Source organism: Pseudomonas sp. Marseille-Q1929 (assembly GCF_017316265.1).
Classification (GTDB): Bacteria; Pseudomonadota; Gammaproteobacteria; order Pseudomonadales; family Pseudomonadaceae; genus Aquipseudomonas.
The window spans coordinates 14,212-39,509 of sequence record NZ_JAFLWU010000020.1 but is presented as its reverse complement, the minus strand read 5'-3'; the positions used below and the strand labels follow the sequence as shown (position 1 = coordinate 39,509).

Genomic DNA, 25,298 nt, shown 5'->3' with positions numbered 1-25,298 from the left:
TATCACACTTAAAAAGGAGCCTTATAGTGATCGACACATTCAACAGAACCGGCCCGCTAATGGAAGCCTCGAGTTACCCCGCCTGGGCGCAGCAATTGATCCAGGACTGTAGCGAGAGCAAGCGTCGCGTTGTCGAACACGAACTGTACCAGCGCATGCGCGATAACACGCTCAGCGCCAAGACCATGCGTCACTACCTGATCGGTGGCTGGCCCGTTGTTGAACAGTTTGCCTTGTACATGGCACAGAACCTCACCAAGACCAAGTTTGCCCGCCATCCTGGGGAGGATATGGCGCGGCGTTGGCTGATGCGCAATATTCGCGTGGAGTTGAACCACGCCGATTATTGGGTGCATTGGGCCCGTGCCCATGGCGTCAGCCTCGAGGAGTTGCAGGCGCAGAACGTCCCGCCGGAACTGCACGCCTTGAGCCACTGGTGCTGGCACACCAGCTCCGCCGACTCGCTGATCGTGGCCGTGGCCGCGACCAACTACGCCATTGAGGGGGCGACCGGGGAGTGGTCTGCCGTGGTGTGTTCTACCGGTGTCTACGCGGCCGCCTTCCCCGAGGAAGAGCGCAAGCGCGCCATGAAGTGGCTGAAGATGCATGCCCAGTACGATGACGCCCACCCGTGGGAAGCGCTGGAAATCATCTGCACCCTGGCCGGCATGAACCCGACCAAGGCCTTGCAGGCAGAGCTGCGCCAGGCGGTGTGCAAGAGCTACGACTACATGTACCTGTTCCTGGAAAGCTGCATGCGCCTGGAGAAAGAGAAAGCGCCAGCGGCGGTGCGTGAGCGCCAGGTGCGCGTCGCCAGCGAAGCGTGATGTGACCCGTGATGGCGGGGTTTACCCCGCCATTGCCAAGCGGTTGCGGCCTTCGCGCTTGGCTACGTACAAGGCGCTGTCGGCCCGGCGCAACAGGCTTTCGGCCGATTCTGCGGCGAGCAGGGTCGAGCAGCCAAGGCTGACGGTCAATTCGATTCTTTCCCCATCCGCCCAATAATCCTGGGCTTGTGTCGCCTGGCGTAGGCGCTCGCCGACCATCGCTGCCGCATCCCGGCCAGTGTTGGACAGCAGGATCAGAAACTCTTCCCCGCCAAACCTGAACACCATATCGACGTTGCGCAGCTGGTTCTTGATGGCCTGGGCCACGGCGCGCAGCACGCTGTCGCCGGCGGTATGGCCGTGGGTATCGTTGATGACCTTGAAGTGATCGATGTCCAGCATCAGCAATGACAGCGGGGTCAGGTGCCGGCGTGCCATGTCGATTTCCCGTTGCAGGGTCTGGTCCATGGCAATGCGGTTACCGGTTTCCGTCAGGGGATCGAGCAGGGCGCTGCGGGTGGCTGCGCGATAGAGCAAGGCGTTGCGCATCGGGTAGAGCAGGGTGGCCAGCAGGGATTCGAGCTGGCTCAGTTCTTCTTCCTGCAAGCGCTGGTTGCGGCGGAACACCAGCTCACCCAGGTGCTCACCTTCATGGCTCAACGCGTAGCTCACCGAATGATGGCCGCGATGGCCGAACTCCAGGCGCAGGTCGCTGGCTTCGTGGCGGTACTGGAGAGCGTCGAGGGGCACCAGGCGCTGGATCTCGCGGAAGAACAGGCCGAGGATGCGTTCGGGCTCCAGGCTGGTCTGCAAGTGCATGCTCAACTGCTGGCGCAGCTGGGCGACCGTGGTGGGGCGGCGTGCCAGAACGGACGGTTGACCAAAACCCAGGCGTTGCAACTTGGCACTGTCGAAGTCGATGGCGTGGGTCTGGGTCGGTGTTTTCATAAACGATCAGCCTCTAAGCACTTAACTGTCTTACAGGCTCGATAAGAGTGGCGAGTGCCATGCGTTGTACTGTTCCCTCAGTTCTGTAAAACATTGGGAAACAGTTTAAACCGCTTTGCAGAGGGTTATAACCCCTGGGCACTGCCACACGTCTTGTCATCGCCTAACCTGCTTGAAGAACGTTAGAGCGATATTCATGCCAAATGTTTTATTTTTATAAAACTCCTTTTAAATCAATCAGCTGTATTTGGCACTTCAGTGCAGATTTAAAGAGTGGCGCCGGTTATTTGGCTACTGACCCACCAACGTCGTGTGGTCGATCTGATCGATCGAGGTCACGCCGGTCAGTGTCATGGCTACGCGCATTTCCTTGGCGAAGATATCCAGCAGGTTCTCCACCCCGTGCTGGCCGTCGGCGGCCAGTGCGTAGACAGTAGAACGCCCCAGCAGGCACGCCTTGGCCCCAAGGGCGAGCATGCGTACCACGTCGAGCCCGGAGCGCACGCCCGAGTCCACCAATACGGTCAGGTCATCACCGACGGCCGCGGCAATCGGCGGCAACGCCTTGGCGGTGGACAGCACGCCGTCCAGTTGCCGGCCGCCATGGTTGGAGACCACGATGCCATCCGCGCCGAAACTCACGGCGTCCTTGGCGTCCTGCGGGTCGAGGATGCCCTTGATGATCATCGGGCCCTTCCAGAAATCGCGGATCCACTCCAAGTCGTTCCAGCTGATCGATGGGTCGAAATTGTTGGCCAGCCAGCCGATGTAGTCTTCCAGATGGGTGGGTTTGCCCAGGTACTTGGAGATGTTGCCCAAGTCATGGGGGCGGCCCAGCAACCCCACATCCACCGCCCATTGCGGCTTGGTCACTGCCTGCAGCATGCGCCGCGAGGCGGCGAAGGGGCCGGACATGCCCGAGTGCGCATCCCGGTAGCGTGACCCAGGGGTGGGCATGTCCACGGTGAACACCAGCGTGGTGACCCCGGCGGCTTGCGCCCGCTCCAGGGCGTTGCGCATGAAGCCGCGGTCCTTGAGCACATAGAGTTGGAACCAGATCGCCTGCGGGCTTTGCGCTGCGACCTCTTCAATCGGGCACACCGACACCGTGGACAGGCAGAAGGGAATCCCCTTGTTTGCCGCCGCCTTGGCCGCTTGCACTTCGCCGCGACGCGCATACATGCCCGTCAGGCCCACCGGGCTGAGGATCACCGGCAACGCCAGCTCCTGGCCAAACAGCGTGGTCTTGAGGCTCAGGTTGTCGACATTGCGCAGGATGCGTTGACGCAGGCTGATATTTGCCAGGTCCGAACCGTTGGCGCGCATCGTGTGCTCAGCGTTGGCGCCACCGTCGATGTAATCGAACAGAAAGCGCGGCAGCTTGCGTCGGGCGGCTTCACGGTAATCGGAAGCGGACGAAATAATCATCAGCCTGAACTCCACAGGTAAAAGGGGGTTCACGATAAGCAAAGCTCTGGCATGATAAAAACAACTTTTTCAACTAGCACCCAGTCGCTAAAGGAATACCGATGAACCTCAGAACGCTGCGTACCTTTGTCGAAGTGGTGCGCCAGGGCGGTTTTTCCCAGGCGGCTGAGGTGGTGTCCCTGACCCAATCCACGGTCAGCAAGGCGGTCAAGACCTTGGAAGACGAACTGGGCATGCCGCTGCTCAATCGTCTTGGGCACCGCAACGAACTGACCGCCGCCGGTGAAATGACCTACCGCCGCGCCCTGGTGTTGCTCGCCGAACACAACGATCTGCTGGCCGAGATCAACGACTTGCGCGGCCTCAAGCGTGGCGTGCTGCGCATCGGCTTGCCCCCGGTCGGTTGCGGCGTGCTGTTCGCCGCGATGTTTGCGACCTACCGCCGCCGCTACCCGGACATCGAGATAGAGCTCACCGAATACGGCAGCAAAAAACTGCGCGAATGCCTGGAGGCGGGGGAGGTGGACCTGGCGGCCCTGCTGTTACCGGTGGATGAAGGCTTTGATTACCAGCCGGTGCGAAACGAACCCTTGATGGCCGTGTTGCCCGTGGGCCACCCGCTGGCGCAACGCACACGCATCGATTTCACTGACCTTTCCGATTCACCGTTCATCCTGTTCGAGGCCGGCTTCGCCCTGAATGCCAAGATCCTCGCCGCCTGCGAGCGCAAAGGCGTGACCCCACGCGTCGCCGCCCGCAGCGGGCAGATCGACTTTATCGTCGATTTGGTCTCCGCAGGCCTGGGCGTCGCCTTCCTGCCGCGCATGCTGGCCTACAAGCATCAACACGATGGCATCGCCTTGATCCCCCTCGACGAGCCCCACACCGACTGGCACATCGCCCTGGCCTGGCGCGCCAGCGCCCACCTGCCGCCAGCAGCGCGGGCCTGGCTGGATTTGGCCAAAGAGCAGGCCCTTCTGACCGCTCATCCGCTCTAATGGCTTAAGAAGCTTGACTTCTTCTTTTTAATCAGTAACATACGGCGAATTCCGCGATAGCTCAGTTGGTAGAGCAAATGACTGTTAATCATTGGGTCCCTGGTTCGAGTCCAGGTCGTGGAGCCAGATAGAGAAAAGCCTGCAGAGATGCAGGCTTTTTTTTGCCTTGGATTTGGCCGGGGTGATCGAAGCGCACAGCGTGAACAGCATGAAGCCGTATGCTGAGATCGAGGCATAAACCTCGCCTACCAAAGCATCGAGCAGTTGCAGGTAGATCTTGTGAATTTGACCTGACAGTCACGACCGCAAACTCCATAACTGTCAGATTAAGTCTGAGTTTCTACATGGTCTGAAATCGGATTTTAACTCTTCATAACGACTCGTATTTTGTTCCTTGCTGCGAATACATTAAGCAACGCAATTTCTGAAGTTTCACCTTCAGCCAAAAGTATTCCGATACTGGCTCGTTGGTCGACAACGGTGCTTATTGACTTTCCACGGTAAGCTGTTGGATAAAAGCGTGGGCTTCCGGGATGAGCACTCAATCTGTCGAGTCCTTCGATATGGGAAAACTCGCCCGTTTTCGTGGCATAAATAATTAACTGGCCAATCCCCTTGTGAATATTAAGTGGTGCATCCATAAGAGCGGGTCTTTTATTCAGCGCCATCTCAATCCAAGCTTCATAAATATTAATATCAAAAGATTGACACAGCGCCTCACCGATTTGCACGCCGCCCAGGCGAGGATTGATTTCGATTACCTCAAAACCCGTGTCGGTTATCATGAACTCCGTATGCGCAAAGCCATTACCATATCCGATACTTCTCAGGACATTATCAATCCATCTCTCCAGCGCAGCGCTTATCAAAGGGTTGATAGTGACAGGTGATGAGAAAGCCTCCTCACGGAAATAAGGTTCTTGAGAGGTGATCCGGCTCGTCAACGCAATTACACGTGTCTCACCCTTCCAACTAAGCGTTTCAAGACTATAGAGCGTACCCGAAAAGAAGGGTTCAATGGCGATCTGGCCACGAAGGACTTCTTGAGCAGCCTTATCAAGAGTTTTTAGCAGGTCCTCCTTGTTATAAGCGATCCATACGTTCTGGCTGCCAGTTCCAGCAGTATCTTTAACTATGCACGGATAGCTGATGTTTTTATTGACTGACTCATTATCAAATTTTCCAGGATCCACCAACTGGCTTTTGGCAGAAGACAGGCCAGCTTCATAGAGGCGATTACGCAGCTGGTATTTGTCTCGGGCTATTCGGACTGCCTCTGCGTTCTGAGTGGGTAATCCTAGACTTTTACTCACGTCAAGGCAGTGCAAACTCCAAGTGTCCGTTGAGCTGAGTAATGCGACGACGTCCTTCTCATTTCTGATCATTTCAATGACGGCATGATCATCGAATGTGTCGATTTCAACAACCTTGATATTACGCTCGTCGAGCAAGGATAGCTCATAGTCATATACTGTTTTGTCACGTGTGAAAAGCGTGAGCGAACAGCCATGTTTTTGTGAGGCCTCAGCCAAGCGGCCGAGGCCAAAAGTTAATGCTTCAAGTGCTATGATATTCATCACTGTCTCCTTCTGTTAATGCGATGAGCTGTAAACGGTTAGAGAAAGACCTTTTTCATAATTGTCACGGGAATATAACGGTAGCCCCTCATCGCTTGAAATAAGGGTTAGCGCGCACATTTGGTTCTGTTGAGCGACAGAAGTGATGGTTGCCAGTAAATCGGAGGCAAGTCCTTTTCTGCGAAAGTCCGGGTGTGTTTGAACGTCATCAACAACCAAGAAAGTTCCGACACGAATCGCTCTCGCATGGGATGTCATAATGCCCCGTTCACGGGTATAAAAGTCGTATACGTCCGGATCAGCAATATGCTCAGGCTGGATAAATGTCGATCCTTTTTGAACGTTATACCAGTCAGCCTCCTCCTGGCTGAGTACTCGATTGACCGCACCGCAAGGGGAGGGCGCATTCTTCGAGATCGGCTTATACATATGCGTTTCCCGTGCAACGATATCATATCCATTCTTCAGGAGGCGCTCATGGGTTTTAACGTCAACAGCGAAAACACTCAGGAAATGATGTTTGCTCTGGTGAAATTCAGTAACAGAGTCGACAAGTTCAAGCCCTCCCCAACAAAATGTCTCTCTGTCACGGGCTCTTTTGCCTATAGGGTATTTAAAGATGCAATGAGATATTCCACTCCCGTGCGTGACCGAAACATGCGATCCTCCCCGAGATTTAGCCCACCCTGTGATAAGGGCGTGCATGATTGCATCACGTTCCGGGTTACTTTGAAAAGTCTCAAATGTCATGATCAATCAACACTTGGCGAATAAACTCGGCGTATGCTTGTTCAACAAGCGTATCGGCGCCTGGAATATATCGACTAATTTTAATCGCGGGGCAGGTATTTATTTCAATGATGAAAGGGGCTCCTGACGTGTCCATCGCTATATCAACACCACAAAACAGTGACTTCGCTGCGATAGAGCTTTTCTCCGCCATCAGAACAAGCTCCTGAGGCAATGTGTCAATAGTGAACGTCTTGCCAGTACCGTCCTTCATGAGATTAGTAATCCAGCTGCCGTTTGCACCACGTCGCGAGTATGCATATTTAGCGACATGGTTAACAACTACAACTCTAAAGTCTTCGTTGTTTTTCTTTTGAATGTAGGGCTGAACATAGTAGTCCTTTATAAGGTGTTCATGCTCCTTGAACCAATCGCAAAATTCTGCATATGAATCAAGCTTAAATAATCCACGGCCGCAGGCGCCGTTCACAGGTTTGGCAACCAATGGAAAGCCAATAGAATGAAGTGTTTTTTCCGAAGGTAATTCGAGGAATTTATAATATGGCAAGTGCCGCACTTCTGCGTTGCTATTAAGCATTGCCGAAGATAAATCCTTGTTTTGCCCGCAAAATAGTGTTTCGCCATCGTTTAGGACTGTAACGCCCATCATCTGCCATAATTTCATTAACTTCATGGCTGTAATCAAATCATCTTCATACGCGTACCCGACCACGAGGTCTGGTAGCAGGGGGGCGCCGCGAAAAAGAAAAGAAGACCCTTCGGCTCCATTTGTTATGCAGACTTCACGTGGCTTAGCTGTAATGCCTCTGATGTCCCATTTCGAGAGGATTTCAAATACCGCTTGATATTCAATTTCGTCTTCGTAGTCGGACAAAAATACAACAGTTTTCATAGTTAAGCTTCCCTTTGAATGGAATTCTGCGCCCAAACCCTGGAGGCAATAAATGCTAAGGCTATACAGGATGTACAAATTGGCAATATCATCGCAGTGTCTTCACCGAAGGCAACACTGGCAATGCCCAAGCCAACATTAGCAGCAATAACACCAATATCTGCAGAGGCAGCAACGACGGAGGATGAGGTTCCCATCAGCGGCTGATCTACGCTACAGACAACGTATGACATGACTGCAGGGTAGATAAGCCCAAGAGCCACTCCACAACAAACTGCCCCGATGTACACAAGACTGTTGCCTGCCAACAGGTAATTCGAAAGCGTTCCGAATATGGCAGAAGCCACGCAAACCGTTAGAATTTGCGTTGGGAATCGGCTGTCCTTTGGTAGATATTTATTCAACAAAAGTCTAGGTAACATCATGCAGATGGTGAACGCTAGAAAATACCAAGAGGGATCTTTCATGCCTTTTTTAATAAGAAAGAATGGCAAAAAAGTAACCGTGGTTCCGCTTATAACGTATACCAGTGCCAATATTATAATTGCTGTTCTTATGTTTGGGTCTGCAATGACATGTGCTATTCCTTTTGCTGGTAGGGTGCTGTCAGCGGCTGATGGCACGCCAACATAGGCCTGTTGAATATCCAACAAAAATGTAAACAGCAGGCAGGTCAGAAATAGCACTAATGCGGCCAGTGCAACGCTCCCCCCACCCCAGGTCTGGGTGATTTTAAGCGCTACAAATGGTGCAAGGCACGTAGGTAGAACGTTGAAAAACGTGATCATTGAAACGTTTTTTGATTTCTCAACTGCATTATTACTGAATGCAATTGAATAATACATGAGTAGTGTAGACATCCCTCCCAAGAGAGCCCCCTGCGCCAACCGCCCCATGATAACCGATGAGGCCCAGTTAAAATTTATGAGAAGTAAAGAGCCACAGTATAGAAGCGCAGTAATAAATAATGCCCATCTCGGTCTAATGCGATCTATGAGTACACCTGACACGAGCCTCATTATCAGGGTAAGGACAGTCGCGCCTCCCACAATTAACCCGACCACCCCATTTTCTATGCCTAGTTCCTCTAGCTTGAAAGGGTAGCTGTAGAAAATCATAAAGTTAACAAAGGACAGGATAAAGCTCACGGCGAAGACAATATGATTGTTCATGTGTTCAATGTCGGCCTTCCAGCATGTTAAAGTGAGTGATCGTCGTGTCAGGGACTTCCAGGATGCTGATCAAATCATCCCTGTAATTGCTCTCTATATCAGGTGATTCTACAGGGCTGTCCATGGTTTCAACGAGCGCCTGTAATTTATGAAGTTCAAGCCCTGTATCAATGTTATTGTCTTTAAGCCAGGCGTCATTGTAAAGAGTATCCAAATATCTTTCCCCGCTATCGCCCAGAATGGCCACAACAGGTTTATGGCTCCCGATGCGTAAAGATAAACTAAGTGCTGCCAGAAGAACGGCACCCGAGGAGACGCCGACCAAAATCCCTTCATGGCGGCACAGTAGGCGGGCAGCCATGTAGGAGGACTCGTCTTTTGCACGATAGAAGTAATCGATTTTTGAAACGTCGTTTATGTTCCTTGGTGTCCAGCCAAGTCCAACTCCAGGGATTTTATAAGCATGGCATGGCCCGCCGAATACGGCGGAACCATATGCGTCCACACAGGTAACCTTGACGTCAGGAAGGCACTCGTTGAAGTACTCGGATATGCCTCCAATCTGGCCTCCTGTACTGACGGCGCACACCACGCCTCCGATTTGCCCGTAAGTTTGTTCATGGATCTCTTTTGCAGTTGAGTGGTAATGCGCTAACGAACTGAGGACATTAAAACACTGGTCAGGTCGATAGCTGCCAGGGATTTCCCTTGATAATTCATTGGCTAATTTGATTCTGGTTTTATGATAAGAGCCGGTATCGTCTTTTTCCGTTACAGTAATGACCTCAGCGCCGTAGGCTTTCATGAGTGCTTTATTGGTTTCGGTGGCCTTAGGGTCTACAAGTGCAATAACCCGATATCCACTCACCGCACCGATCATAGCCAGGCTGATTGCAAAGTTACCTGAAGACGATTCAATGATCGTGCCGCCAGGCTTGAGTTGGCCCTTTTTCTCGGCCTCCTCGATAATGTAAGCAGCGGCTCTATCCTTGATGCTTCCACCAGGGTTGTTTTTTTCCAGTTTGACAATGACGTTTGTACCCATTGCTTTGTTGATTTTTGAGAGTGTGACGAGCGGAGTAACGGTTAGTCCATCAATAATGTTCTTTTTAGCAAACGACATAAAACACCTCGTGATTTCCATATGCTTCGGGGTTTTTAAAGTCTAGACGGTTCAATAATCATAGTGTCGAATGACCTGATTATTTATGGTAAGTATTTATAGTTGCTAAGTTGTTGCGCTCGGGCAGTGGTCATTACGCCTTCCTTTCTGCGTCAGCCGATGCCTAATAAAGCCGAGTTAGTTCGATGTTCACGGTGGCAAATTGTTCAGAAAAATCGTGGCGAGTGGTTTTAGGAGGAAAGATTTTTCCAGACTCGACAGATTTGAAGATTTGTTGGTATGCAAAAGGGAGGCCGGTTTTCCAGTCATAGACCCTTACCTTTTCTGACGAGTATGACATCTCATAACATGGAACTCGGGACAAACCTGACGTAAGAGCGAAATTATAGCGATGATGCCCATCCATAATTATCCCACTTTCCTTGTCAATGATTATAGGAGTATCCCAGGCGCCATTTTTATGGATCTTCTCTGTAAGCGATGTGAGGTTAGCTTCGTCGATGCCTTCATGCGGGCGTAAAAAATGTATATCCACGAGTTTTACATCTGTAACAATCATTCCATGATCTCCTTTCGCTAGCATCCATTGTAAATAATTTTTACGAGCCTTTCGCACATGTGTCAGTGCGATGGATATTCTCAGGCCTACCTCAACTGGCTTTGGCTTGGAGCAGAGAGTGATACTGGGTATCGACAGACGCTTCTCTCTTAGCGTCCTATGCTACCCATCTGTCAATTGGATTTCACGCCATGAAATAACCATGACTGCAATAGATTTAAAAGTGTTGATGTGTGTGGAAATAAGTCGCCTGCGCGGAAAAGTTGCGTGTTTCGGATCCGCTAAGATATTACAAAGCAAAAGCGAGACAAGTCGCTGCTAAGAATTTATGGCGCGTAAATAAGGCAACGAAGCCTTCTTGCTGCAAAGAAGGAGAGGCAAACAAGATCTGTTTCCTCGTAAGGGGATATGAAGCTGGGAGAGAGAATTTATAGTTGATGCGGTCATTTTCCGACGTCCATGTCAGGTGCTATATATCAGAGATTAAATGTCTTCAAATTAACGTTCCATGTCTACAGGTAATTCAATATTATTGAAATATTAAATATGGCTGCCGTGCTTTCGCAGTCAGCGATTTTGGCTGTGGCATCGTCGTCGCCCGCTTGATCGACGGGTGATAGTCTCTCGACGGCAATGCCAATCAAGCCACCCTTTGGGACCAGCAATGTCAGGGCTAGGCGCGCAGCCCAGGCTTCGTGGAAATGGTGGCCCTCGCGCGAGGCGCGTAGGGTATCGATCAATTTGATATCCATCTCAATGATCGTGACTGGGCGACCCCGGCGCCTGAACGTGCAACCGGTGACGCCGATCCCCTCACTGTTAAGCATCACTTAGGCAGGGGCTGTAACCTTTCCTACAGTGTTTGCACAATCACATGACTTTTCAGATCATTCACCATCCCTTCAATCGCCGGCTTCATCGCGATGAAGTCCTGCGGGCTGCATTGCGCGTCGGTGTGGTTGAACTGGTAGTGGCGGGTGACCACCACGCCGTTGCCATCCTGGGCGTAGGTGGCCTGGTAATCGAAGCCGCCTTGCTTGAGTGATACCGCCTTGGGTACTGCCAGAATGTTTACCGTCTTGGGGAAGTCGAAGCGCGCCTGCTCCGAGATTTCCCCTGAGAGGCACGTGAAGTTCTGGGTGCGTTCCTTCTCGGCCATAAACGCAAACACGTTCTGGGAGATGCCGCCGGCGAGGCTGGAGAGGGTCGGTACGCCGGTGGGTCCAGGGAGATTGACCAGGTTGTCGGTGTGGCCCTTGATCACGGACTTGAAGGTCGGCGCGTTGCCTTCCAGCGAGTCGCTTTCGACCTCGCCACCACCGGACTGGCCGTACATGCTGAGGATTTGCTGCGTCAGTTGTTTCATGTCGGCTGGGGGCATCGATTTGAACACGAAGCGATTGAACTCAGCGCCCCAGCCTTCCACGGTGGAGCTGTTGTTGAAGTCGGCGGCACCACTGTCGGCGACGTTGAATGTCAGCGTGTTATCGACCTTGTTCAGTTGGCTGATCGGCGTGCGTTCCAGTACCCCGGTCTGGGTCAGCAGCACCGGTTTGCCCAGTTCCGGGATCGGCAGGTAGCCGGCCGCAAGCGGTGTGGCGGTGGAGTCCAGGTACAGGTCCAGGCTTGGCACGTAGGTGATGGCATGGTTGAGCAGCCCCAGTGTCGGCACGGTTGGCAGGGCATAGGCATTGCCGAAGTTGATCAGGGCGGGCGAGCTTTCGATGGCTACGGCCTTGAGCAGGGCTTCGAGCAGGGCGACATGGTCTTTGCAGTCGCCGTAACGGTTGTCCAGCACGGCCTGCGCCGGGTGTGGCACCACGCCGCCGGCGCCGACGTACACGGCGACGTAGCGAATGTTCTTGCGCACCCAGTCACTTAGCGCGAGGGCTTTGCTGCGGGGCGTGTCGAGTTGGGCGGTGAGCTCCTTGGCCAGTTGTGTGATGGCTGGCGTCACTTCAACCTGGGCCCGGGCCGCGTAGGCTTGGGCAAATTGCTTGTAGTCTGCGAACGTCGATACGGCCATGAATTGCCCGTAGTCGGTGTAGGCAACAGCGCCGTTTTCTATGCGGGATTTCTCGGTGGGTTGTAGGTCCCAGCGATAGATCTTGCGCCCGGGCGCCGCTGCAGGCGTGGATGCCTTGTAGCCTTTGGCGTCCGCGTACAGCGGCAGGTTCGCCGGCATATCGTAGGAAAAGCTGGTTTGCTCGGTGTGGTAGAAATCCGGCGCGTTCATGTCTTCGAACTGCTTGGGAAACAACGGCTTGTTGCGCTGGCGCTGATAACGCAAGACCAGGCGGTCGCCCACGGCCACATCCGGGAAGATCACGACTTTGACCCGCGAATCCTGGAACATCGGCGCATCCGCCGAAGCCTGCTCCTGCTGTTCCTTGATCTGTTTGGGTTGCACGCGGATTTTACGGCCGTTGGCTTTCTGGGTGTAGGCCTCGACTACCTTCAGGGTTTCCAGCGTACGGTTGAAGGCCAGGGGGCGCTGGGCGTGCAATTTGATTGCGCGCTCTTCATTGACCTTGGCGATCATTTCCACGTCGAGCACAAAGCTGCCATCGGCGTTGACCACATAAGACTGGGTGTTTTTTTCAATGGTGAGCGAGTGGTCGGTGTCGTCGGCCTGCACCTGTGCAGTGAACAGCCCGCAAACGACCACGGCCAGCGCGCCGAACAGGCGTGCCGGGAAGAGAGTAAAGCCTTGCATAAAGATCCTTCTGAACGGTGACGCGTGCCGTCTGATAAGAGGGCGCGCGCTCCTTGGGTAATCCGCTTAATGCGAAGCGTTACTATATAGGGGTGGCAAAGGGCCTGCTGGTTTTTTACGGGTTGTCAGCCCATCAGGACTGCTTGATGCGTGGCGCTACAACCGCGGCTGCGACGTCCCAGGTCAACAGCAGTTGGGTAATCGCCGCGTCAATGACGGCATGGGGCACGTTATCGCGCGTCAGGATCGAAACGCCCTGCAAAAAGCTGTCGAACACCGCCGCCATCGCTGCGCCGCTCGGCATATCGGGCAATTGCCCGTCGCGGATCGCACGCTCAACACAGGTCACTATTCCCGCCCGCGTGCGCACCCGGGATTGCGTCAGCGCATCCGCCACCCGCGCATTCTCGGGGCTTGGTGCAGTCATGACGCCAAGCGCCACCATGCAGCCCTTGGGATGCCCGTCTTCACACTGCATGCGCGCCGACTGGCGCAATGCGGTCTCGATGGCTTGGCGCGGTAGCAGGGTTTCGTCCCACAGGCATTCGGTGACTTGGGCGTAGGTCGCCAGGTAGCGCTGCACGCATTCGTCGAACAAGGCTTCCTTGGAGCCGAACGCGGCGTAAAAACTCGGCGCGGAGATGCCACCACCCAGGCCAGCCTTGAGCTGGGCGAGGGAAGTGGCGTCGTAACCGTGTTGCCAGAACAGGTGCATGGCCTGTTCCACGGCGTGGTCGCGGTCGAAGTTACGGGGGCGGCCCATTTGTGCCATTTGCGGTCTCCGGTGGGGAAGCGAGATAAATACTAGTCGATACATAAGTCGTTGACAACGTGCTGTCGGCGCCTGCAACATTTGTATCGATCAGTATCTAAGTTCCTCCAAGGAGTTTCCCGTGACCCCCTCACTCAGCTTATCCGCGTCATCCGAACGCCTGCCCATCGGCGCCTTGCTCGCCCTGGCCATGACCGGTTTTATTTGCATCGTCACCGAAACCTTGCCTGCGGGCCTGCTGCCATTGATCAGCGAGGGTTTGGCGGTCTCGCCGTCGATGGCTGGGCAGATGGTCACCGCGTATGCGCTGGGTTCGGTGCTCGCGGTGATCCCCATGACCATTGCGACCCGTGGTTGGCGCCGGCGTAATGTGCTGCTGCTGACCATCGTCGGTTTCCTGTTGTTCAACTCCATTACGGCGCTGTCGTCCCACTATGGCGTGACCCTGGTCGCGCGTTTTTTTGCCGGTGTCGCGGCCGGATTGGCCTGGAGCCTGTTGGCCGGTTACGCCCGGCGCATGGTCGCGCCGCATCAGCAGGGCAGGGCGCTGGCACTGGCGATGGTCGGCACGCCGATCGCGCTGTCGCTGGGTGTGCCGCTGGGCACGTGGCTGGGTGGGTTGATGGGTTGGCGCACCACATTCGGCTTGATGTCGGCGTTGACGCTGGGGCTGATCGTCTGGGTGTTGGTGAAGGTCCCGGACTATCCACCGCAGGCCGCGCATCAGCGTGTGTCCCTGGGTCAGGTGCTGACCACGCCGGGCGTGCGGCCGGTGCTGGCGGTGGTGATCAGTTGGATGCTGGCGCACAACATTCTGTACACCTACATCGCCCCGTTTGTGGCGCAAGCAGGCCTGGCGGCGCGAGTGGATGGGGTGCTGCTGGTGTTTGGGGTGGCCGCGTTGGCGGGGATTTGGCTGACTGCGCGGCTAGTCGAGCCATTGTTACGCAACACGGTGTTGGTCAGCCTGGTGACGTTTGCGGCGGTCAGCGTGGCGTTGGGTCTACTCGGAAACCTGCCCCAGGTGATTTACCTCGGTGTCGCCGTGTGGGGCCTGAGCTTCGGCGGCGCCGCGACACTGTTGCAAACCGCCCTGGCCGACGCGGCGGGAGAGGGCGCTGACGTCGCGCTGTCGCTGAATGTGGTGGCGTGGAACAGCGCGATTGCCGCCAGTGGCGTGGCGGGTGGGGTGTTGCTGGAGACCTGGGGCGCGACGTCGTTTCCGTGGGCGATGTTGCTATTGATCGTGCTGTCATTTGCACTGGCCTGGGGCGCTCGCAGCCATGGATTCAAGCCGGGCGCGCGGGGTGCGGGAAAACCTGCAGCCGTCGGGCACTAATCTGACATCCTGTAGTCAGTAATCCCTGCAATATCATCCACTTGGCTCCGCTCGCCGGAGCCTGCCGCTTGACTCTCTTCTGAAGATTTAACCCATGTACCTACGCAAAATTGCCGTTGGGCTGTCAGCCCTTGTTTTGCTTTCCGCCGGGGCGAATGCCCGCAGTCAGTCAGACCTCTATACCCAGCAACAAAAACAGCTGTCATTCGACAGTTGCACAGAGTTGTTCCCCGCCGCAAAACCGATCAACACCGCCACGGTGCCTGCCGCCATGAAGCCCCTGGCGCTGTGCTCCGATCATTTTGCAGTGCTCTATTCGCAGGCCAGCAAGACTCCGCTGGTGGTAGTCGAACGCCTGAATGCCGCGCAATTGAAAGACGCCAAGGGCGAGGAGCGCACCAACCAGTTCTACGCCGACCCGCGCATTCCCAAAAGTGGCCGCGCCGAGTTGAGCGACTACCGCAGCCAGCACCCGGCCGTGGACCGTGGCCACCAATCCCCGGCCGCCGACGCGCCCAACGCCAATGCCATGGCCCAGTCGTTTGCGTTGTCGAACATGGTGCCGCAGGACCCCACCAACAACCGCAAGATCTGGAGCAAGGTTGAGGCGGATGTGCGCAAGTTTGCCGTGCGTGCCGGCGGCGATGTGTATGTGTTCACCGGCCCGCTGTTCGACGCCGGCTACAGCACCATCGGCGACAACCGGGTGTGGGTGCCGACGCGGTTGTTCAAGCTGGTGTACGACGCCTCGTCCCAGCGCGCCTGGGCCTACGTGCTGCCCAACGCCGAAACCCGCATCCAGAAGCCGATGGACTACGACACCTTTGTGAAAAACACCGGGCTCAAGTTGCTCGGCAACCTTCCGGTGTCGGGTTCGGTAGGCCGTAGCTGACGGTTACTTGGCCTTTTTCAGCGCCTTCAAACGCTGGGTCGCCCGTTGCACGGCGGCCATTTTCTCCGGGCGTTTCATCTTTTTCCATTTACGGATGTCATCCTTGGTGCGCCCGCAACTGACGCAAAGATCGCCGCTGAGCTGACAGATGGAGATACAGGGGTTTTCGATATCTTTAGCCAAGGTTTCACCTGGGGTTGGAATAAGTAGCCGTTGTTACACGGCGCGAAACTCGACGGTGAGGTGGCTCACTTCGTGAACCGGCTTGAGGCGTTCGCGGATGCACTCGGCATCTGTCGTCGCACTGCCCACCACGCTGACAATTGCCGCATGGGCGTCTGGCCCGACACGCCAGACGTGCAAGTCGGTGATCCGCGCGTCGCCAGGCTGTTCAACCAATTCGCGGATCTCGGCGGCGACGTGCTCATCGGTGCGGTCCAGCAGCACGCCAGCGGTCACGCCCATCAAGCTCCAGGCCCAACGCGCAATGACGATGGCGCCGACAATGCCCATCACCGGGTCCAGCCACACCCAGCCCAGGTAACGCCCGGCCAGCAACGCGGCAATGGCGAGTACGGAGGTCAGTGCGTCGGCGATGACGTGTACGTAGGCAGAGCGCAGGTTGTTGTCGTGGCTGTGGTGGTGATCGTGATCATGATCGTGGCTATGGCCGTGGCCCAAGAGCAGCGCACTGACGATATTGACCACCAGACCGACCACGGCGATCAGGGTGGCGGTGCCGAACTGCACCTCGGCAGGGTCGAGCAGGCGCATCACCGACTCCACGCCAATTCCCAGCGACACCAACGCCAGGATCAACGCCGAGGCAAAGCCACCGAGATCGCCGACCTTGCCTGTGCCAAAGCTGTAGCGCGGACTGTTCGCATGCCGTTTGGCATAGGCGTACGCAGCGGCAGCAATACCCAAGGCGCCGGCATGGGTGGCCATGTGAAAACCGTCGGCGAGCAGGGCCATGGAACCGGTGATTGCACCGGCAGCGATTTCCACCACCATCATCGCCACTGTCAGCAACACGACCCACAAGGTGCGCCGGGCGTTTTCATCGTGGGATGAGCCGAGGAACACGTGTTCGTGGGTATGGCTATTGGCGAGGCTCATTTGGAGTAGCGCCGGATGGCTTCAAGCAACTCTTCGACGCCCTTGCTGCGTGCTTCCTCGGAGAGGCTCGGGTCGGCCACGTGCGCCCTGGCGTGGTCTTCGATGATTTCTTCCATCAGGCCGTTGATCGCGCCGCGTGTGGCGGCGACCAGGTGCAGGGTCTTGGCGCAGTCGGCGTCTGCTTCCAGCTCGCGTTCAAGGGCCTGGATCTGCCCGGCGATACGTTTTACCCGCTTGATCAGGCTGTCTTTGTTTGCGGATACGTGGCCCATGGATATACCCCCCCTACCTATGAAGGAGGCGATCATTGCATACCCCTCCCCCCTATCACAAGGTGCGGCGAAGCGGCTTGGGTCACTCTTGTTCCGCTGCCGGCGCTGCTTCTTCAGCCAGCTTCAGGCGGTCGGCTTTGCTGATGTATTTGTCCTTGGATTTGGGCGCCAGTTTGGCGTTGGCCTTCTTTGCTTTGGCCTTGAACAGTTGCTGCAGTTTTTTCTGACGATTCATGGGGTTTTATCCGGCGGGTGAAGGCGCGAATGATACCAGCTTAAAAAACCGTGGCCGTTTCCCTGGGTCGCTTTTTAGCGCCGATCTGTGCATTGAATCGCCTCTGGTTTTGCCAATAATCGGGCCCCGTAACGCCTGAATCCCTGCGCTAACGGAAGACACCGATGAGCATCCACACCCGCACCAAACGCATGACCGTCCCGCAACTGGTGGCGATGAAGGGCCAGCAGAAAATCGTGTCCTTGACCGCCTATTCCAGTGCCATCGCCGCGCTGATCGACCCGCTGGTGGACTTCATCCTGATCGGCGACTCCACGGCCATGGTCGGTTACGGCCGGCCATCGACCTTGAGCATGCAGCTCGAAGAAATCATCGGCCACACCCGTGCGGTGGTCGATAGCACGCGCCTGGCCTGTGTCATCGCCGACATGCCGTTTGGCAGTTACCAGGAATCCAACGAGCAAGCCTTTCGCAATTGCGCCCAGGTGCTGGCGCGCACGGGTTGCGATGCGGTCAAGCTGGAAGCCAACCAGGCGTTGGCGGGCACCGTCGAGTTTCTGGTGGCACGCGGCATTCCGGTGATGGCGCATGTGGGGTTGATGCCGCAGTTCGTCAACGTGATGGGCGGGTTCAAGGCCCAGGGCCTCACGGCTGAGACCGGCGCGGTGATTGCCGCGGATGCGCGCGCGAATCTGCAAGCCGGGGCCTTCAGCCTGCTGCTGGAAGGGGTTGCCGAAGGCGTGGCGCGGCAGATCACCCTGGACTCGCCAATGCCCACCGTTGGCATCGGTGCTTCACCGGCTTGCGACGGCCAGGTGCTGGTCACTGAAGATCTGCTGGGCCTGGGCGGTGAGCATCTGCCGCGCTTCGTCAAGCAGTACGCCGACGTGGGCGCGGTGATCCGCGATGCCTGCGCGCGATATGCCGACGACGTGCGCCACGGTCGTTTCCCCGAGGCGCGGCACTGCTATGGGCTGTGATGGATGGCCTGCGCCAGGTGCTGCACGGCGCGGGTAATATCCTTGCTCCAGTCGAGGGTGAAGCTCAGGCGCAGGTGATGTGTCCAGGCGCCTTGCTGGCTGAACAGTTCCCCCGGGGCGATGACGATCTGCTGGGCCAGCAGGCGTTCGAACACGTGGCGCATGTCGACCGGATGCGTGGCCTTCAACCAGAAACACGCGCCCCCTTGCGGCGGGATCACATGGAACTGGCCCGCGCCGTGTTCATCCAGCAGGCTGCACAAGCGCGTCATGCGTTCCATCAGCAGGGCGCGCAGGGCCTGTAGATGCAGGTCGAAACGCCGGGTACTGAACAGTTTGGCGATGGCTTTCTGGCGGCTCGGCGAGAGGCGGAATGCGCGCTCCCGGAACTGCTGCTGCAACGGCGCCGCGTGGCCGCGACACAGCACGTAACCGTAGGGCGCTTCCGCGCCGATGACCTTGTCGAAGGTGGAGAACACCAGCAGCTTCTGTGGGTCGGCAAAGTCGCGGTAACGGGCCGGTTGTGCGGCGAAGTACAGCTCACCGTACGTGTCGTTTTCGAACAGCCAGATCGCCCGTTGCGCCAGCCAGTGACAGATCTGTTGTTTTTCTTCGGCCGGTGTCACGCTGCCGTGGGGCGTGTTCACCGTCGAGGACAGCACGGCTAGGCGGATGGGTTCGTGGTTGAGCGCGTCATCCAGTGCGCCGAGGTCAAAGCGCCCGTCGGCGTCGAGCGGCATTTCGATCACACGAATCCGGGCCGCCTGCAACTGGCGCAGGATCGCCCACGAACAAGGTGATTCCACCAGCGCCACGCTGCCCTCCAGGTTCAGCGCGCGAAGGGACAATGCCAGCACACTGTGCAGGTCCGCGCCGATGTACACCTGATCCGCCTGCCAATAGTCGTCAGTGGAACGGGTGTAGCGTTCGGCCAGCGCCGCGCGTAATTCGGCTTCACCGAACGGCAGGAAGAGCGGGGTGGGTGAGCGCGGGTAGTGGCGAGCCAGTTCGCGCTCGATCATCAGCAATGGGTTCTCCAGCGACAGCAACATGGCCGGTGCGTCGCTGCTCAGGGCCAGCATGCCCGGTTGACGGGCGCTGGCGAACACCTGGTCTAGCAGGCTGGGTAAGCGTTCATTCACTGCAACAATTGGCGCCAACCGAGTGAAATAACCCTGCTTGGGTCTGGCGCAGATGCGCCCTTCATCTTCGAGCAATGCATAGGCGTACTTGGTGGTCGAGACCGACACCCCCAGGCGCTGGGCCAGTTGGCGCAGGGATGGCAGCTTTTGCACGCCTTGCGCCGGGGCCGTCTCGATCAACTCGACGAGGTAGCGGTAGACGGCTTGGTAGGCGAAGGGCGCTTTGTTGGTCTTGTCCATGGGGCCTCGCGCTGGTCAAGCCGATCCGTTGCTACTTGCCAGCAGGCTGTGCCAGAAAGTCGGTAATCAACCCAACAACCTGCTGCTGGATTACTTCCCGTGGCCGCGCGCCCTTGGCATCGTGACAAATCATCCCGTCACCGGGCGAGCTCTCTTCGATCAGCGCCTCGCCCGTGGGTTTGCAGATCGCCATAAAGCTGAAATGGGTGGCGTCGTCGATCTTCAAATACTGTGTCGTTGCTTTGGGCAGACGCTTGGCCAGGTCCGTAGACTCCAATTCAGCGGGCAGGTCCGGCCCGTTCGCCGCTGCCGCCAGCACCAGCACCTTCACCGGCAGTGCGGCGAGGCTGGCGTCGGTCATGCCGCGTGACAGGCCCAGGTCCAGGGACACCACGGCGGTGACGCGCTTGTCGCGCAAGTCCGCCGCCATCTGGATGCTGTCAGGGTTCATCTTCTGATAGGCGATGCAGCCGGACAGCAGCACGTGGGCCGCGCAATCCTTAGCGAACAGCGCGGGGTCGAAGCGCGCGCCGGCGATCTCCAGCACGGTCCAGCCACCGAGGGAGTGCCCGATAGCGGCAATCCGCTGCGGGGCGACCGCGCCAAACTGCTGCGGCTGTGCGAGCACCGCATCGATGGCCCGGCTCAGGTCCTTGGGCCGCTGCCACAACTGCGCGGCGGCTTCAGGGCTGCGGTCTTTGCTGGTGGTGCCGGGGTGGTTGACCGCCGCGACGATGTAGCCCTTGTGAGCCAGTGCACTGGCCAGCCACACCTGGTTGCCCCAATTGCCGCCATTGCCGTGGGACATCACCACCAGCGGATGTTTGCCACGGGCCGGGGGAGCGTCGGGTACGGCGAGGGCGCCGTAGAACACGGCATCGTCGCGGATCAATTCCGGTGTGGCTTTGGTGGTGGCCGGGTACCAGACGACCATCTGCAACGAGCGGTTGTTCTGCGCGTCGGGGAGGGTGATGTTCTGGAAACCGATGGCGGTGTTGTCGGCGAATACGGGTGTGGCGAGGCCAATCAAGAGCAAGGCGCAAAGGGCGTTTTTCACTGTTGTTATCGTCCTTGAAAGTGAGGCGCGGATGATGACTGGAAATCAACGGTTTTGGTAGAGGGGGCGGGGGACTAGGACGTTTCTGGCGTATTCCTACTTTTAAGTATGACGGAGTTGTCGTTCGTTATTTTAGGAAGTGGGTGGGTGTTGGGGGTTGTTAATTCATGCAAGAGTGGTGGCGTGGTTCTTACAGGTTGATTGATTTGATCCTTGGGTGTTCAGCCCGTTAATTATTGGTGATGATTATGAATGACTTCATAGTTTCCCGCGTTAACAAGGTTGGAAGGCCTCTGCTTTCCTGTTTTGTTGTTTTAATGGTTGTTAACAATGATTCAAGTTTTGCCGCCGACGGCGTTGTTTCGAAAACGATAGCGCCTGGCCAAGTGCTTATATTGTCTAATGCCAATGTTTCGCCGAGCGTCGGATTCTCCAGGTTCAGCATTCTTGCCCAGGATATTCCCGCAGAAGCACGCTTGGTGCCCAGACAGTTGTTGGGGATTCGATGGAGTACAACTTACTACCCTCAAACGCTCAACGAGAGGGTAGAACTTTGCTACTACCGCCCTTTTAGCTCTGATCGCGACTGCAGGGAGATTCGCCCGAATTCGTCGGGGGAATTGACGGATTTTAACGATCAGCCTTTCGGTCATGGTTCGATTGTTGATATCCGGCACCATGTACTGGGTGGCTCGCCCCCTTATGCCCGCCCTGCTGGCGTCGATTCAGTGACGTATCGATATCGCTATTAGTGAAGTGTAGAGCGCTCGCGGTCGATTTGATCGCGAGTGTCTTTCATGTCGCCCAATCACCCGTGCGCTTTTGCAAGGTGGATGTTTATGGTCAATATCAATGCAAATACTCTGGTATCTAACAATCACGCGCAAAGTGGTTCCATCAGTGCTGCGTCACCCATTGCCACGGTTTATGAAAGCAAGGTTGGTGCGACCACGTCTACCCACAATAGCGATACCTCCACCGTCTCTATCCTGGCTCGTCAATTAAGTGATGCGGCAACGCGGGCTGAAACGCGTGTGGGTCACAAGAGTGGTGAGTTGCTTGAGCCGATAACAGACGGCAAGTATTTCGCCAACAAGGCGCAACACGATGCGGAGATCCCGGATACCAATAACCATGAACTCCTGAAGCGGGCACGGCAAGCGACGGACTTTGTCAACGGCTTTGACAGCAACCCCTTTAACGGTCTGACGCGCGATCAACTCAATCTGATTGCTCACGACGATGGCGGCCCCTTCACCATCAATGAGCGACGTGCAGCCTGGGAAACGATGCAGCCGAAGGGCGCTCCAGCAGGTTCGAGTTTGAAGGTTGTACCCGTTGGCGGCCATGAAATCCTGATTTCACGCGTGTTTGGCGGCAGCGAGCCGCCGGTGGCCCTTCCGCCTGCGACGATTTTTAATACCCTGCAAAGTGCCAGCGAGTTTCTCAACCGCGATGATCGTGCGTTGATCGCGGATATGTATGCTTATGCCCAAGCTGAAGGTGCGGATCTTCAGTACGTCGACCGGCTGATGAGGGCTCTCGCGACCTATCGCAGTTACAGCGATGGTCGTCAGCTCGGGAGTTCCAACACTGGCAGCTATGACTCGGACGGCTATAAGGTGACATACGATTTCAAACCAGAGGGCGGTGAAGTCGCCTCACGCATACTGAATAGTTCGGCAATGAGCAGTACTCGTATCGATCAGGGCTTTTTACGATACGTTCTGGACCCCGGTCACGGCACGTTCATGAATGTCGGCGGCATACCCTTTCTGGAGCGGATGGTGAACAAATTCTCCAATGAGGGCGCAGATCAACCACCACTTGGCAGCGAGTTCTCCACCTTCCAACACGCTGTGATCGACGAACATGTCATTCGCACCACACACAAGGACATAAGACTTGCGCCCTCCATGGCGCTCCGGGTGATAACCAACGGCGTCTGGTCACTCACCGAACTAGGCAAGGCCGAGGGCTATATGCTTGAGCCATCAACCGGCCGCCTGATCAAGCCCGCTGCTCCCTCTGATGATCAGGCGTCGCAGTCTCTTGCCCGTGAAGCCGTCATGGACTTCAGCGCGGAACGCCGTGACCCGCCAGGCACACGCTGGCTCATGCCTGGCAATCTGTTCAAGTTGATGCGAAATTTCATGTCCTGAGCGCTGTTGATCTTCGACAAACCATCAGCCTTGCACAGTAGGCGGCGTGTGATCGGATGCTGGGGATTGTGCGCCATCGAGGGCCAATGCCGAGAGCTGTTTCAACTGCTTGTAAGGGCCGCTGATCAGCGTGCTAGCGCCCATGGCTTGCAGGGTGATGCGCTCGGACTGGTAACGATGAAACAGGCTGAACAGCGGCCTCTTCGGCTGGTACACCCCCGGCTGTCTTTCGACGTATTTCAGGGCAGGCATGGCGCTGCGCACGGCCTCTGGATCGACCTGGCCGGGCACGGTCCATTGGGACAGTGCCATGCTGCTGAAGAAGTTGAAAGTCGAGCCTATGACTGCACCTATGGCGCCGCCAACGAGCAAATTCATCTTGAACGTGTCGGTGATGCCAAAGTACTCGGCAAACAACAGGATGGGGGTCATCAGCACAAGATAAGCGAGGGCTTGTTCGACTGGCGCCCAGGCCTTGGAAGGCTCGCTGCGCAGTTGGTCCTTGAGCTTGAGTTTTTTGATCGTGGTGTCGGGTTGCATGCGTTACCCCTCCTGGGATGAGACGGTCCTGATGACGAGGCGTCGCATTCTACGCAAAGCGAGGGTGTGATCATACGAAGATCAACTGTGGGAGCTGGCTTGCCTGCGATAGCATCACCTCTGTATTGCCGACATACCGAGGTGCCCGCATCGCAGGCAAGCCAGCTCCCACACAATCCCGCTCCCACAGCGTGCAGCGGTGTTCTCAGGGGGGTTACCGCACCAGACAAGGCTGCTTGTTGTTGAACGTCCACCCCGGAACCAGAAACTGCATCGCCACACTGTCATCCCGCGCACCGAGGCCCATGCCTTTGTACAGCTCGTGCGCCTTGGCCACGGCGTCCATGTCGATGTCCACTCCCAGTCCGGGCTTGCTCGGCACCTGCACGTAACCCCCTTCGATTTTCAGCGGTTCCCGGGTCAGGCGCTGGCCGTCCTGCCAGATCCAGTGGGTGTCGATGGCGGTGATGTCGCCCGGCGCGGCAGCGGCGACCTGGGTGAACATCGCCAGGGAAATATCGAAGTGGTTGTTGGAGTGCGAGCCCCAGGTCAGGCCCCACTCATGGCACATCTGCGCGACACGCACCGAGCCTTGCATGGTCCAGAAGTGCGGGTCGGCCAGGGGGATGTCCACCGATTGCAGCTGGATCGCGTGGCCCATTTCGCGCCAGTCGGTGGCGATCATGTTGGTGGCGGTTTTAAGGCCGGTGGCACGGCGGAATTCGGCCATGACTTCGCGGCCGGAATAACCGTTCTCCGCACCGCACGGGTCTTCGGCGTAGGCGAGCACATGGTGCTGATCGCGGCACAGGCGGATGGCTTCTTTCAATGACCAGGCACCGTTCGGGTCGAGGGTGATGCGCGCATCGGGGAAGCGTTCGGCCAGGGCGGTGACGGCTTCGATTTCGGCGTCGCCGCTCAACACGCCGCCTTTGAGTTTGAAGTCGTTGAAGCCGTACTTGGCCTTGGCGGCTTCGGCCAGGCGCACCACCGCGTCGGCGGTGAGTGCCTTCTCGTGGCGCAGGCGGAACCAGTCGTCATCGGCATCCGCCTCGTTGCGGTAGGCCAGGTCGGTGGCGTTGCGGTCGCCGACGTAGAACAGGTAACCGAGCATTTTCACCGCATCGCGCTGCTGCCCTTCGCCGAGCAAGGCGGCCACCGGTACTTCGAGGAACTGCCCCAGCAGGTCGAGCAGCGCCGCCTCCATGGCGGTGACGGCATGAATGGTGATGCGCAGGTCAAAGGTCTGCAGGCCGCGCCCGGCCGAGTCCCGCGAGGCAAAGGTGCTGCGCATCTGGTTGAGGATGCGCTGGTACTGGCCGATGGGTTGGCCGATCACCAGGCTGCGCGCGTCTTCCAGGGTTTCGCGGATGCGTTCGCCGCCGGGCACTTCGCCGACGCCGGTGTGGCCGCTGCTGTCCTTGAGAATGACGATATTGCGCGTGAAATACGGGCCGTGGGCGCCGCTGAGATTGAGCAGCATGCTGTCGTGGCCGGCGACGGGAATGACTTGAAAGTGTGTGACGACGGGCGTGTTCATGGCAGGTTCCTAGTGAGG

The 25,298-nt window shown here is 56.9% G+C and carries 26 protein-coding genes and 1 tRNA gene; 8 read left to right on the top strand and 19 right to left on the bottom strand.

Annotation, left to right across the window (positions count from 1 at the left end; genetic code table 11):
- The first annotated feature begins 26 nt into the window (after nucleotides 1-26).
- Nucleotides 27-827: an iron-containing redox enzyme family protein gene (locus J1G37_RS20160; protein ID WP_207044914.1), complete on the top strand. Its 801-nt coding sequence runs from the start codon at nucleotides 27-29 to the stop codon at nucleotides 825-827.
- Nucleotides 828-848: 21 nt separating this feature from the next.
- Here the strand turns inward: J1G37_RS20160 and J1G37_RS20155 are convergent, their stop codons facing one another.
- Both J1G37_RS20155 and lldD read right to left on the bottom strand, forming a co-directional pair.
- Nucleotides 849-1,775 (bottom strand): GGDEF domain-containing protein, encoded by a 927-nt coding sequence (locus tag J1G37_RS20155; RefSeq protein WP_124525796.1) that lies wholly within the window; start codon nucleotides 1,773-1,775, stop codon nucleotides 849-851.
- Nucleotides 1,776-2,066: 291 nt separating this feature from the next.
- Nucleotides 2,067-3,203 carry an FMN-dependent L-lactate dehydrogenase LldD gene (gene lldD / locus J1G37_RS20150; RefSeq protein WP_207044910.1) on the bottom strand — a complete coding sequence of 379 codons (1,137 nt, stop codon included), beginning with the start codon at nucleotides 3,201-3,203 and terminating at the stop codon, nucleotides 2,067-2,069.
- Nucleotides 3,204-3,304: 101 nt separating this feature from the next.
- Between lldD and J1G37_RS20145 the strand changes: the two genes are divergently transcribed.
- Together J1G37_RS20145 and J1G37_RS20140 are read left to right on the top strand one after the other, a co-directional pair.
- A complete protein-coding gene (locus tag J1G37_RS20145; RefSeq protein WP_207044908.1) occupies nucleotides 3,305-4,201 on the top strand; it encodes a LysR family transcriptional regulator in 897 nt (298 codons plus the stop codon).
- Between the two features lie 50 nt (nucleotides 4,202-4,251).
- Nucleotides 4,252-4,327: transfer RNA gene (locus tag J1G37_RS20140), tRNA-Asn, on the top strand.
- A gap of 236 nt (nucleotides 4,328-4,563) precedes the next feature.
- Here J1G37_RS20140 and J1G37_RS20135 read toward each other — a convergent pair.
- The 9 genes from J1G37_RS20135 to J1G37_RS20095 all read right to left on the bottom strand — a co-directional run bounded on the left by J1G37_RS20135 (nucleotide 4,564) and on the right by J1G37_RS20095 (nucleotide 13,762).
- The gene (locus J1G37_RS20135) at nucleotides 4,564-5,778 is read right to left on the bottom strand and encodes an ATP-grasp domain-containing protein (RefSeq protein WP_207044905.1); all 1,215 of its coding nucleotides are present in this window, start codon (nucleotides 5,776-5,778) and stop codon (nucleotides 4,564-4,566) included.
- A 15-nt stretch (nucleotides 5,779-5,793) separates the two neighbouring features.
- Nucleotides 5,794-6,528, bottom strand: coding sequence for a hypothetical protein (locus J1G37_RS20130; RefSeq protein WP_207044902.1), 735 nt, complete (start codon nucleotides 6,526-6,528; stop codon nucleotides 5,794-5,796).
- Nucleotides 6,518-7,420, bottom strand: coding sequence for a hypothetical protein (locus J1G37_RS20125; RefSeq protein ID WP_207044899.1), 903 nt, complete (start codon nucleotides 7,418-7,420; stop codon nucleotides 6,518-6,520). Before J1G37_RS20125 ends, J1G37_RS20130 begins: the two co-directional genes overlap by 11 nt.
- 2 nt (nucleotides 7,421-7,422) lie before the next feature.
- A complete protein-coding gene (locus J1G37_RS20120; protein WP_207044896.1) occupies nucleotides 7,423-8,592 on the bottom strand; it encodes an MFS transporter in 1,170 nt (389 codons plus the stop codon).
- 4 nt (nucleotides 8,593-8,596) lie between these two features.
- Nucleotides 8,597-9,715, bottom strand: coding sequence for a cysteine synthase family protein (locus J1G37_RS20115; protein WP_207044894.1), 1,119 nt, complete (start codon nucleotides 9,713-9,715; stop codon nucleotides 8,597-8,599).
- A 163-nt stretch (nucleotides 9,716-9,878) separates the two neighbouring features.
- On the bottom strand, nucleotides 9,879-10,274 hold the full coding sequence (locus tag J1G37_RS20110) for a ParB N-terminal domain-containing protein (protein WP_207044891.1): 396 nt from the start codon (nucleotides 10,272-10,274) through the stop codon (nucleotides 9,879-9,881).
- 512 nt (nucleotides 10,275-10,786) lie between these two features.
- The gene (locus J1G37_RS20105; protein ID WP_207044888.1) at nucleotides 10,787-11,026 is read right to left on the bottom strand and encodes a hypothetical protein; all 240 of its coding nucleotides are present in this window, start codon (nucleotides 11,024-11,026) and stop codon (nucleotides 10,787-10,789) included.
- Between the two features lie 101 nt (nucleotides 11,027-11,127).
- A complete protein-coding gene (locus J1G37_RS20100) occupies nucleotides 11,128-12,990 on the bottom strand; it encodes a DUF3857 and transglutaminase domain-containing protein (protein ID WP_207044886.1) in 1,863 nt (620 codons plus the stop codon).
- A gap of 133 nt (nucleotides 12,991-13,123) precedes the next feature.
- On the bottom strand, nucleotides 13,124-13,762 hold the full coding sequence (locus tag J1G37_RS20095) for a TetR/AcrR family transcriptional regulator (protein WP_207044883.1): 639 nt from the start codon (nucleotides 13,760-13,762) through the stop codon (nucleotides 13,124-13,126).
- 121 nt (nucleotides 13,763-13,883) lie between these two features.
- On the opposite strand from J1G37_RS20095, the gene J1G37_RS20090 reads away from it, so the two are divergent.
- The gene (locus J1G37_RS20090; RefSeq protein WP_207044880.1) at nucleotides 13,884-15,101 is read left to right on the top strand and encodes an MFS transporter; all 1,218 of its coding nucleotides are present in this window, start codon (nucleotides 13,884-13,886) and stop codon (nucleotides 15,099-15,101) included.
- 94 nt (nucleotides 15,102-15,195) lie between these two features.
- Nucleotides 15,196-15,993 carry a DNA/RNA non-specific endonuclease gene (locus J1G37_RS20085; RefSeq protein WP_207044877.1) on the top strand — a complete coding sequence of 266 codons (798 nt, stop codon included), beginning with the start codon at nucleotides 15,196-15,198 and terminating at the stop codon, nucleotides 15,991-15,993.
- Nucleotides 15,994-15,996: 3 nt separating this feature from the next.
- Here the strand turns inward: J1G37_RS20085 and J1G37_RS20080 are convergent, their stop codons facing one another.
- The 4 genes from J1G37_RS20080 to J1G37_RS20065 form a co-directional block, all read right to left on the bottom strand.
- Nucleotides 15,997-16,176, bottom strand: coding sequence for a DUF1289 domain-containing protein (locus J1G37_RS20080; protein ID WP_207044874.1), 180 nt, complete (start codon nucleotides 16,174-16,176; stop codon nucleotides 15,997-15,999).
- Nucleotides 16,177-16,209: 33 nt separating this feature from the next.
- Nucleotides 16,210-17,112: a CDF family Co(II)/Ni(II) efflux transporter DmeF gene (gene dmeF / locus J1G37_RS20075; RefSeq protein ID WP_207044871.1), complete on the bottom strand. Its 903-nt coding sequence runs from the start codon at nucleotides 17,110-17,112 to the stop codon at nucleotides 16,210-16,212.
- Nucleotides 17,109-17,384 (bottom strand): metal/formaldehyde-sensitive transcriptional repressor, encoded by a 276-nt coding sequence (locus J1G37_RS20070; protein WP_207044868.1) that lies wholly within the window; start codon nucleotides 17,382-17,384, stop codon nucleotides 17,109-17,111. Before J1G37_RS20070 ends, dmeF begins: the two co-directional genes overlap by 4 nt.
- A gap of 82 nt (nucleotides 17,385-17,466) precedes the next feature.
- On the bottom strand, nucleotides 17,467-17,619 hold the full coding sequence (locus tag J1G37_RS20065; protein WP_207044865.1) for a DUF2986 domain-containing protein: 153 nt from the start codon (nucleotides 17,617-17,619) through the stop codon (nucleotides 17,467-17,469).
- A 164-nt stretch (nucleotides 17,620-17,783) separates the two neighbouring features.
- On the opposite strand from J1G37_RS20065, the gene panB reads away from it, so the two are divergent.
- The gene (gene panB / locus J1G37_RS20060; protein WP_207044863.1) at nucleotides 17,784-18,599 is read left to right on the top strand and encodes a 3-methyl-2-oxobutanoate hydroxymethyltransferase; all 816 of its coding nucleotides are present in this window, start codon (nucleotides 17,784-17,786) and stop codon (nucleotides 18,597-18,599) included.
- Here the strand turns inward: panB and J1G37_RS20055 are convergent.
- The gene (locus J1G37_RS20055) at nucleotides 18,587-19,981 is read right to left on the bottom strand and encodes a PLP-dependent aminotransferase family protein (RefSeq protein ID WP_207044860.1); all 1,395 of its coding nucleotides are present in this window, start codon (nucleotides 19,979-19,981) and stop codon (nucleotides 18,587-18,589) included. The genes panB and J1G37_RS20055 overlap by 13 nt on opposite strands.
- A 31-nt stretch (nucleotides 19,982-20,012) precedes the next feature.
- A complete protein-coding gene (locus J1G37_RS20050) occupies nucleotides 20,013-21,038 on the bottom strand; it encodes an alpha/beta fold hydrolase (protein WP_207044856.1) in 1,026 nt (341 codons plus the stop codon).
- Between the two features lie 248 nt (nucleotides 21,039-21,286).
- Between J1G37_RS20050 and J1G37_RS20045 the strand changes: the two genes are divergently transcribed.
- Together J1G37_RS20045 and J1G37_RS20040 are read left to right on the top strand one after the other, a co-directional pair.
- Entirely contained in the window at nucleotides 21,287-21,790 is a 504-nt protein-coding gene (locus J1G37_RS20045; protein ID WP_207044852.1) for a hypothetical protein, read from the top strand.
- Between the two features lie 87 nt (nucleotides 21,791-21,877).
- Nucleotides 21,878-23,200 carry a hypothetical protein gene (locus tag J1G37_RS20040; protein ID WP_207044850.1) on the top strand — a complete coding sequence of 441 codons (1,323 nt, stop codon included), beginning with the start codon at nucleotides 21,878-21,880 and terminating at the stop codon, nucleotides 23,198-23,200.
- Between the two features lie 24 nt (nucleotides 23,201-23,224).
- On the opposite strand, the gene J1G37_RS20035 is transcribed toward J1G37_RS20040, so the two are convergent.
- Complete coding sequence (locus J1G37_RS20035; protein ID WP_207044848.1) at nucleotides 23,225-23,740, bottom strand: hypothetical protein; 516 nt, start codon at nucleotides 23,738-23,740, stop codon at nucleotides 23,225-23,227.
- Between the two features lie 214 nt (nucleotides 23,741-23,954).
- Nucleotides 23,955-25,280, bottom strand: coding sequence for a glucarate dehydratase (gudD, locus tag J1G37_RS20030; protein ID WP_207044846.1), 1,326 nt, complete (start codon nucleotides 25,278-25,280; stop codon nucleotides 23,955-23,957).
- Between the last annotated feature and the right edge of the window lie 18 nt (nucleotides 25,281-25,298).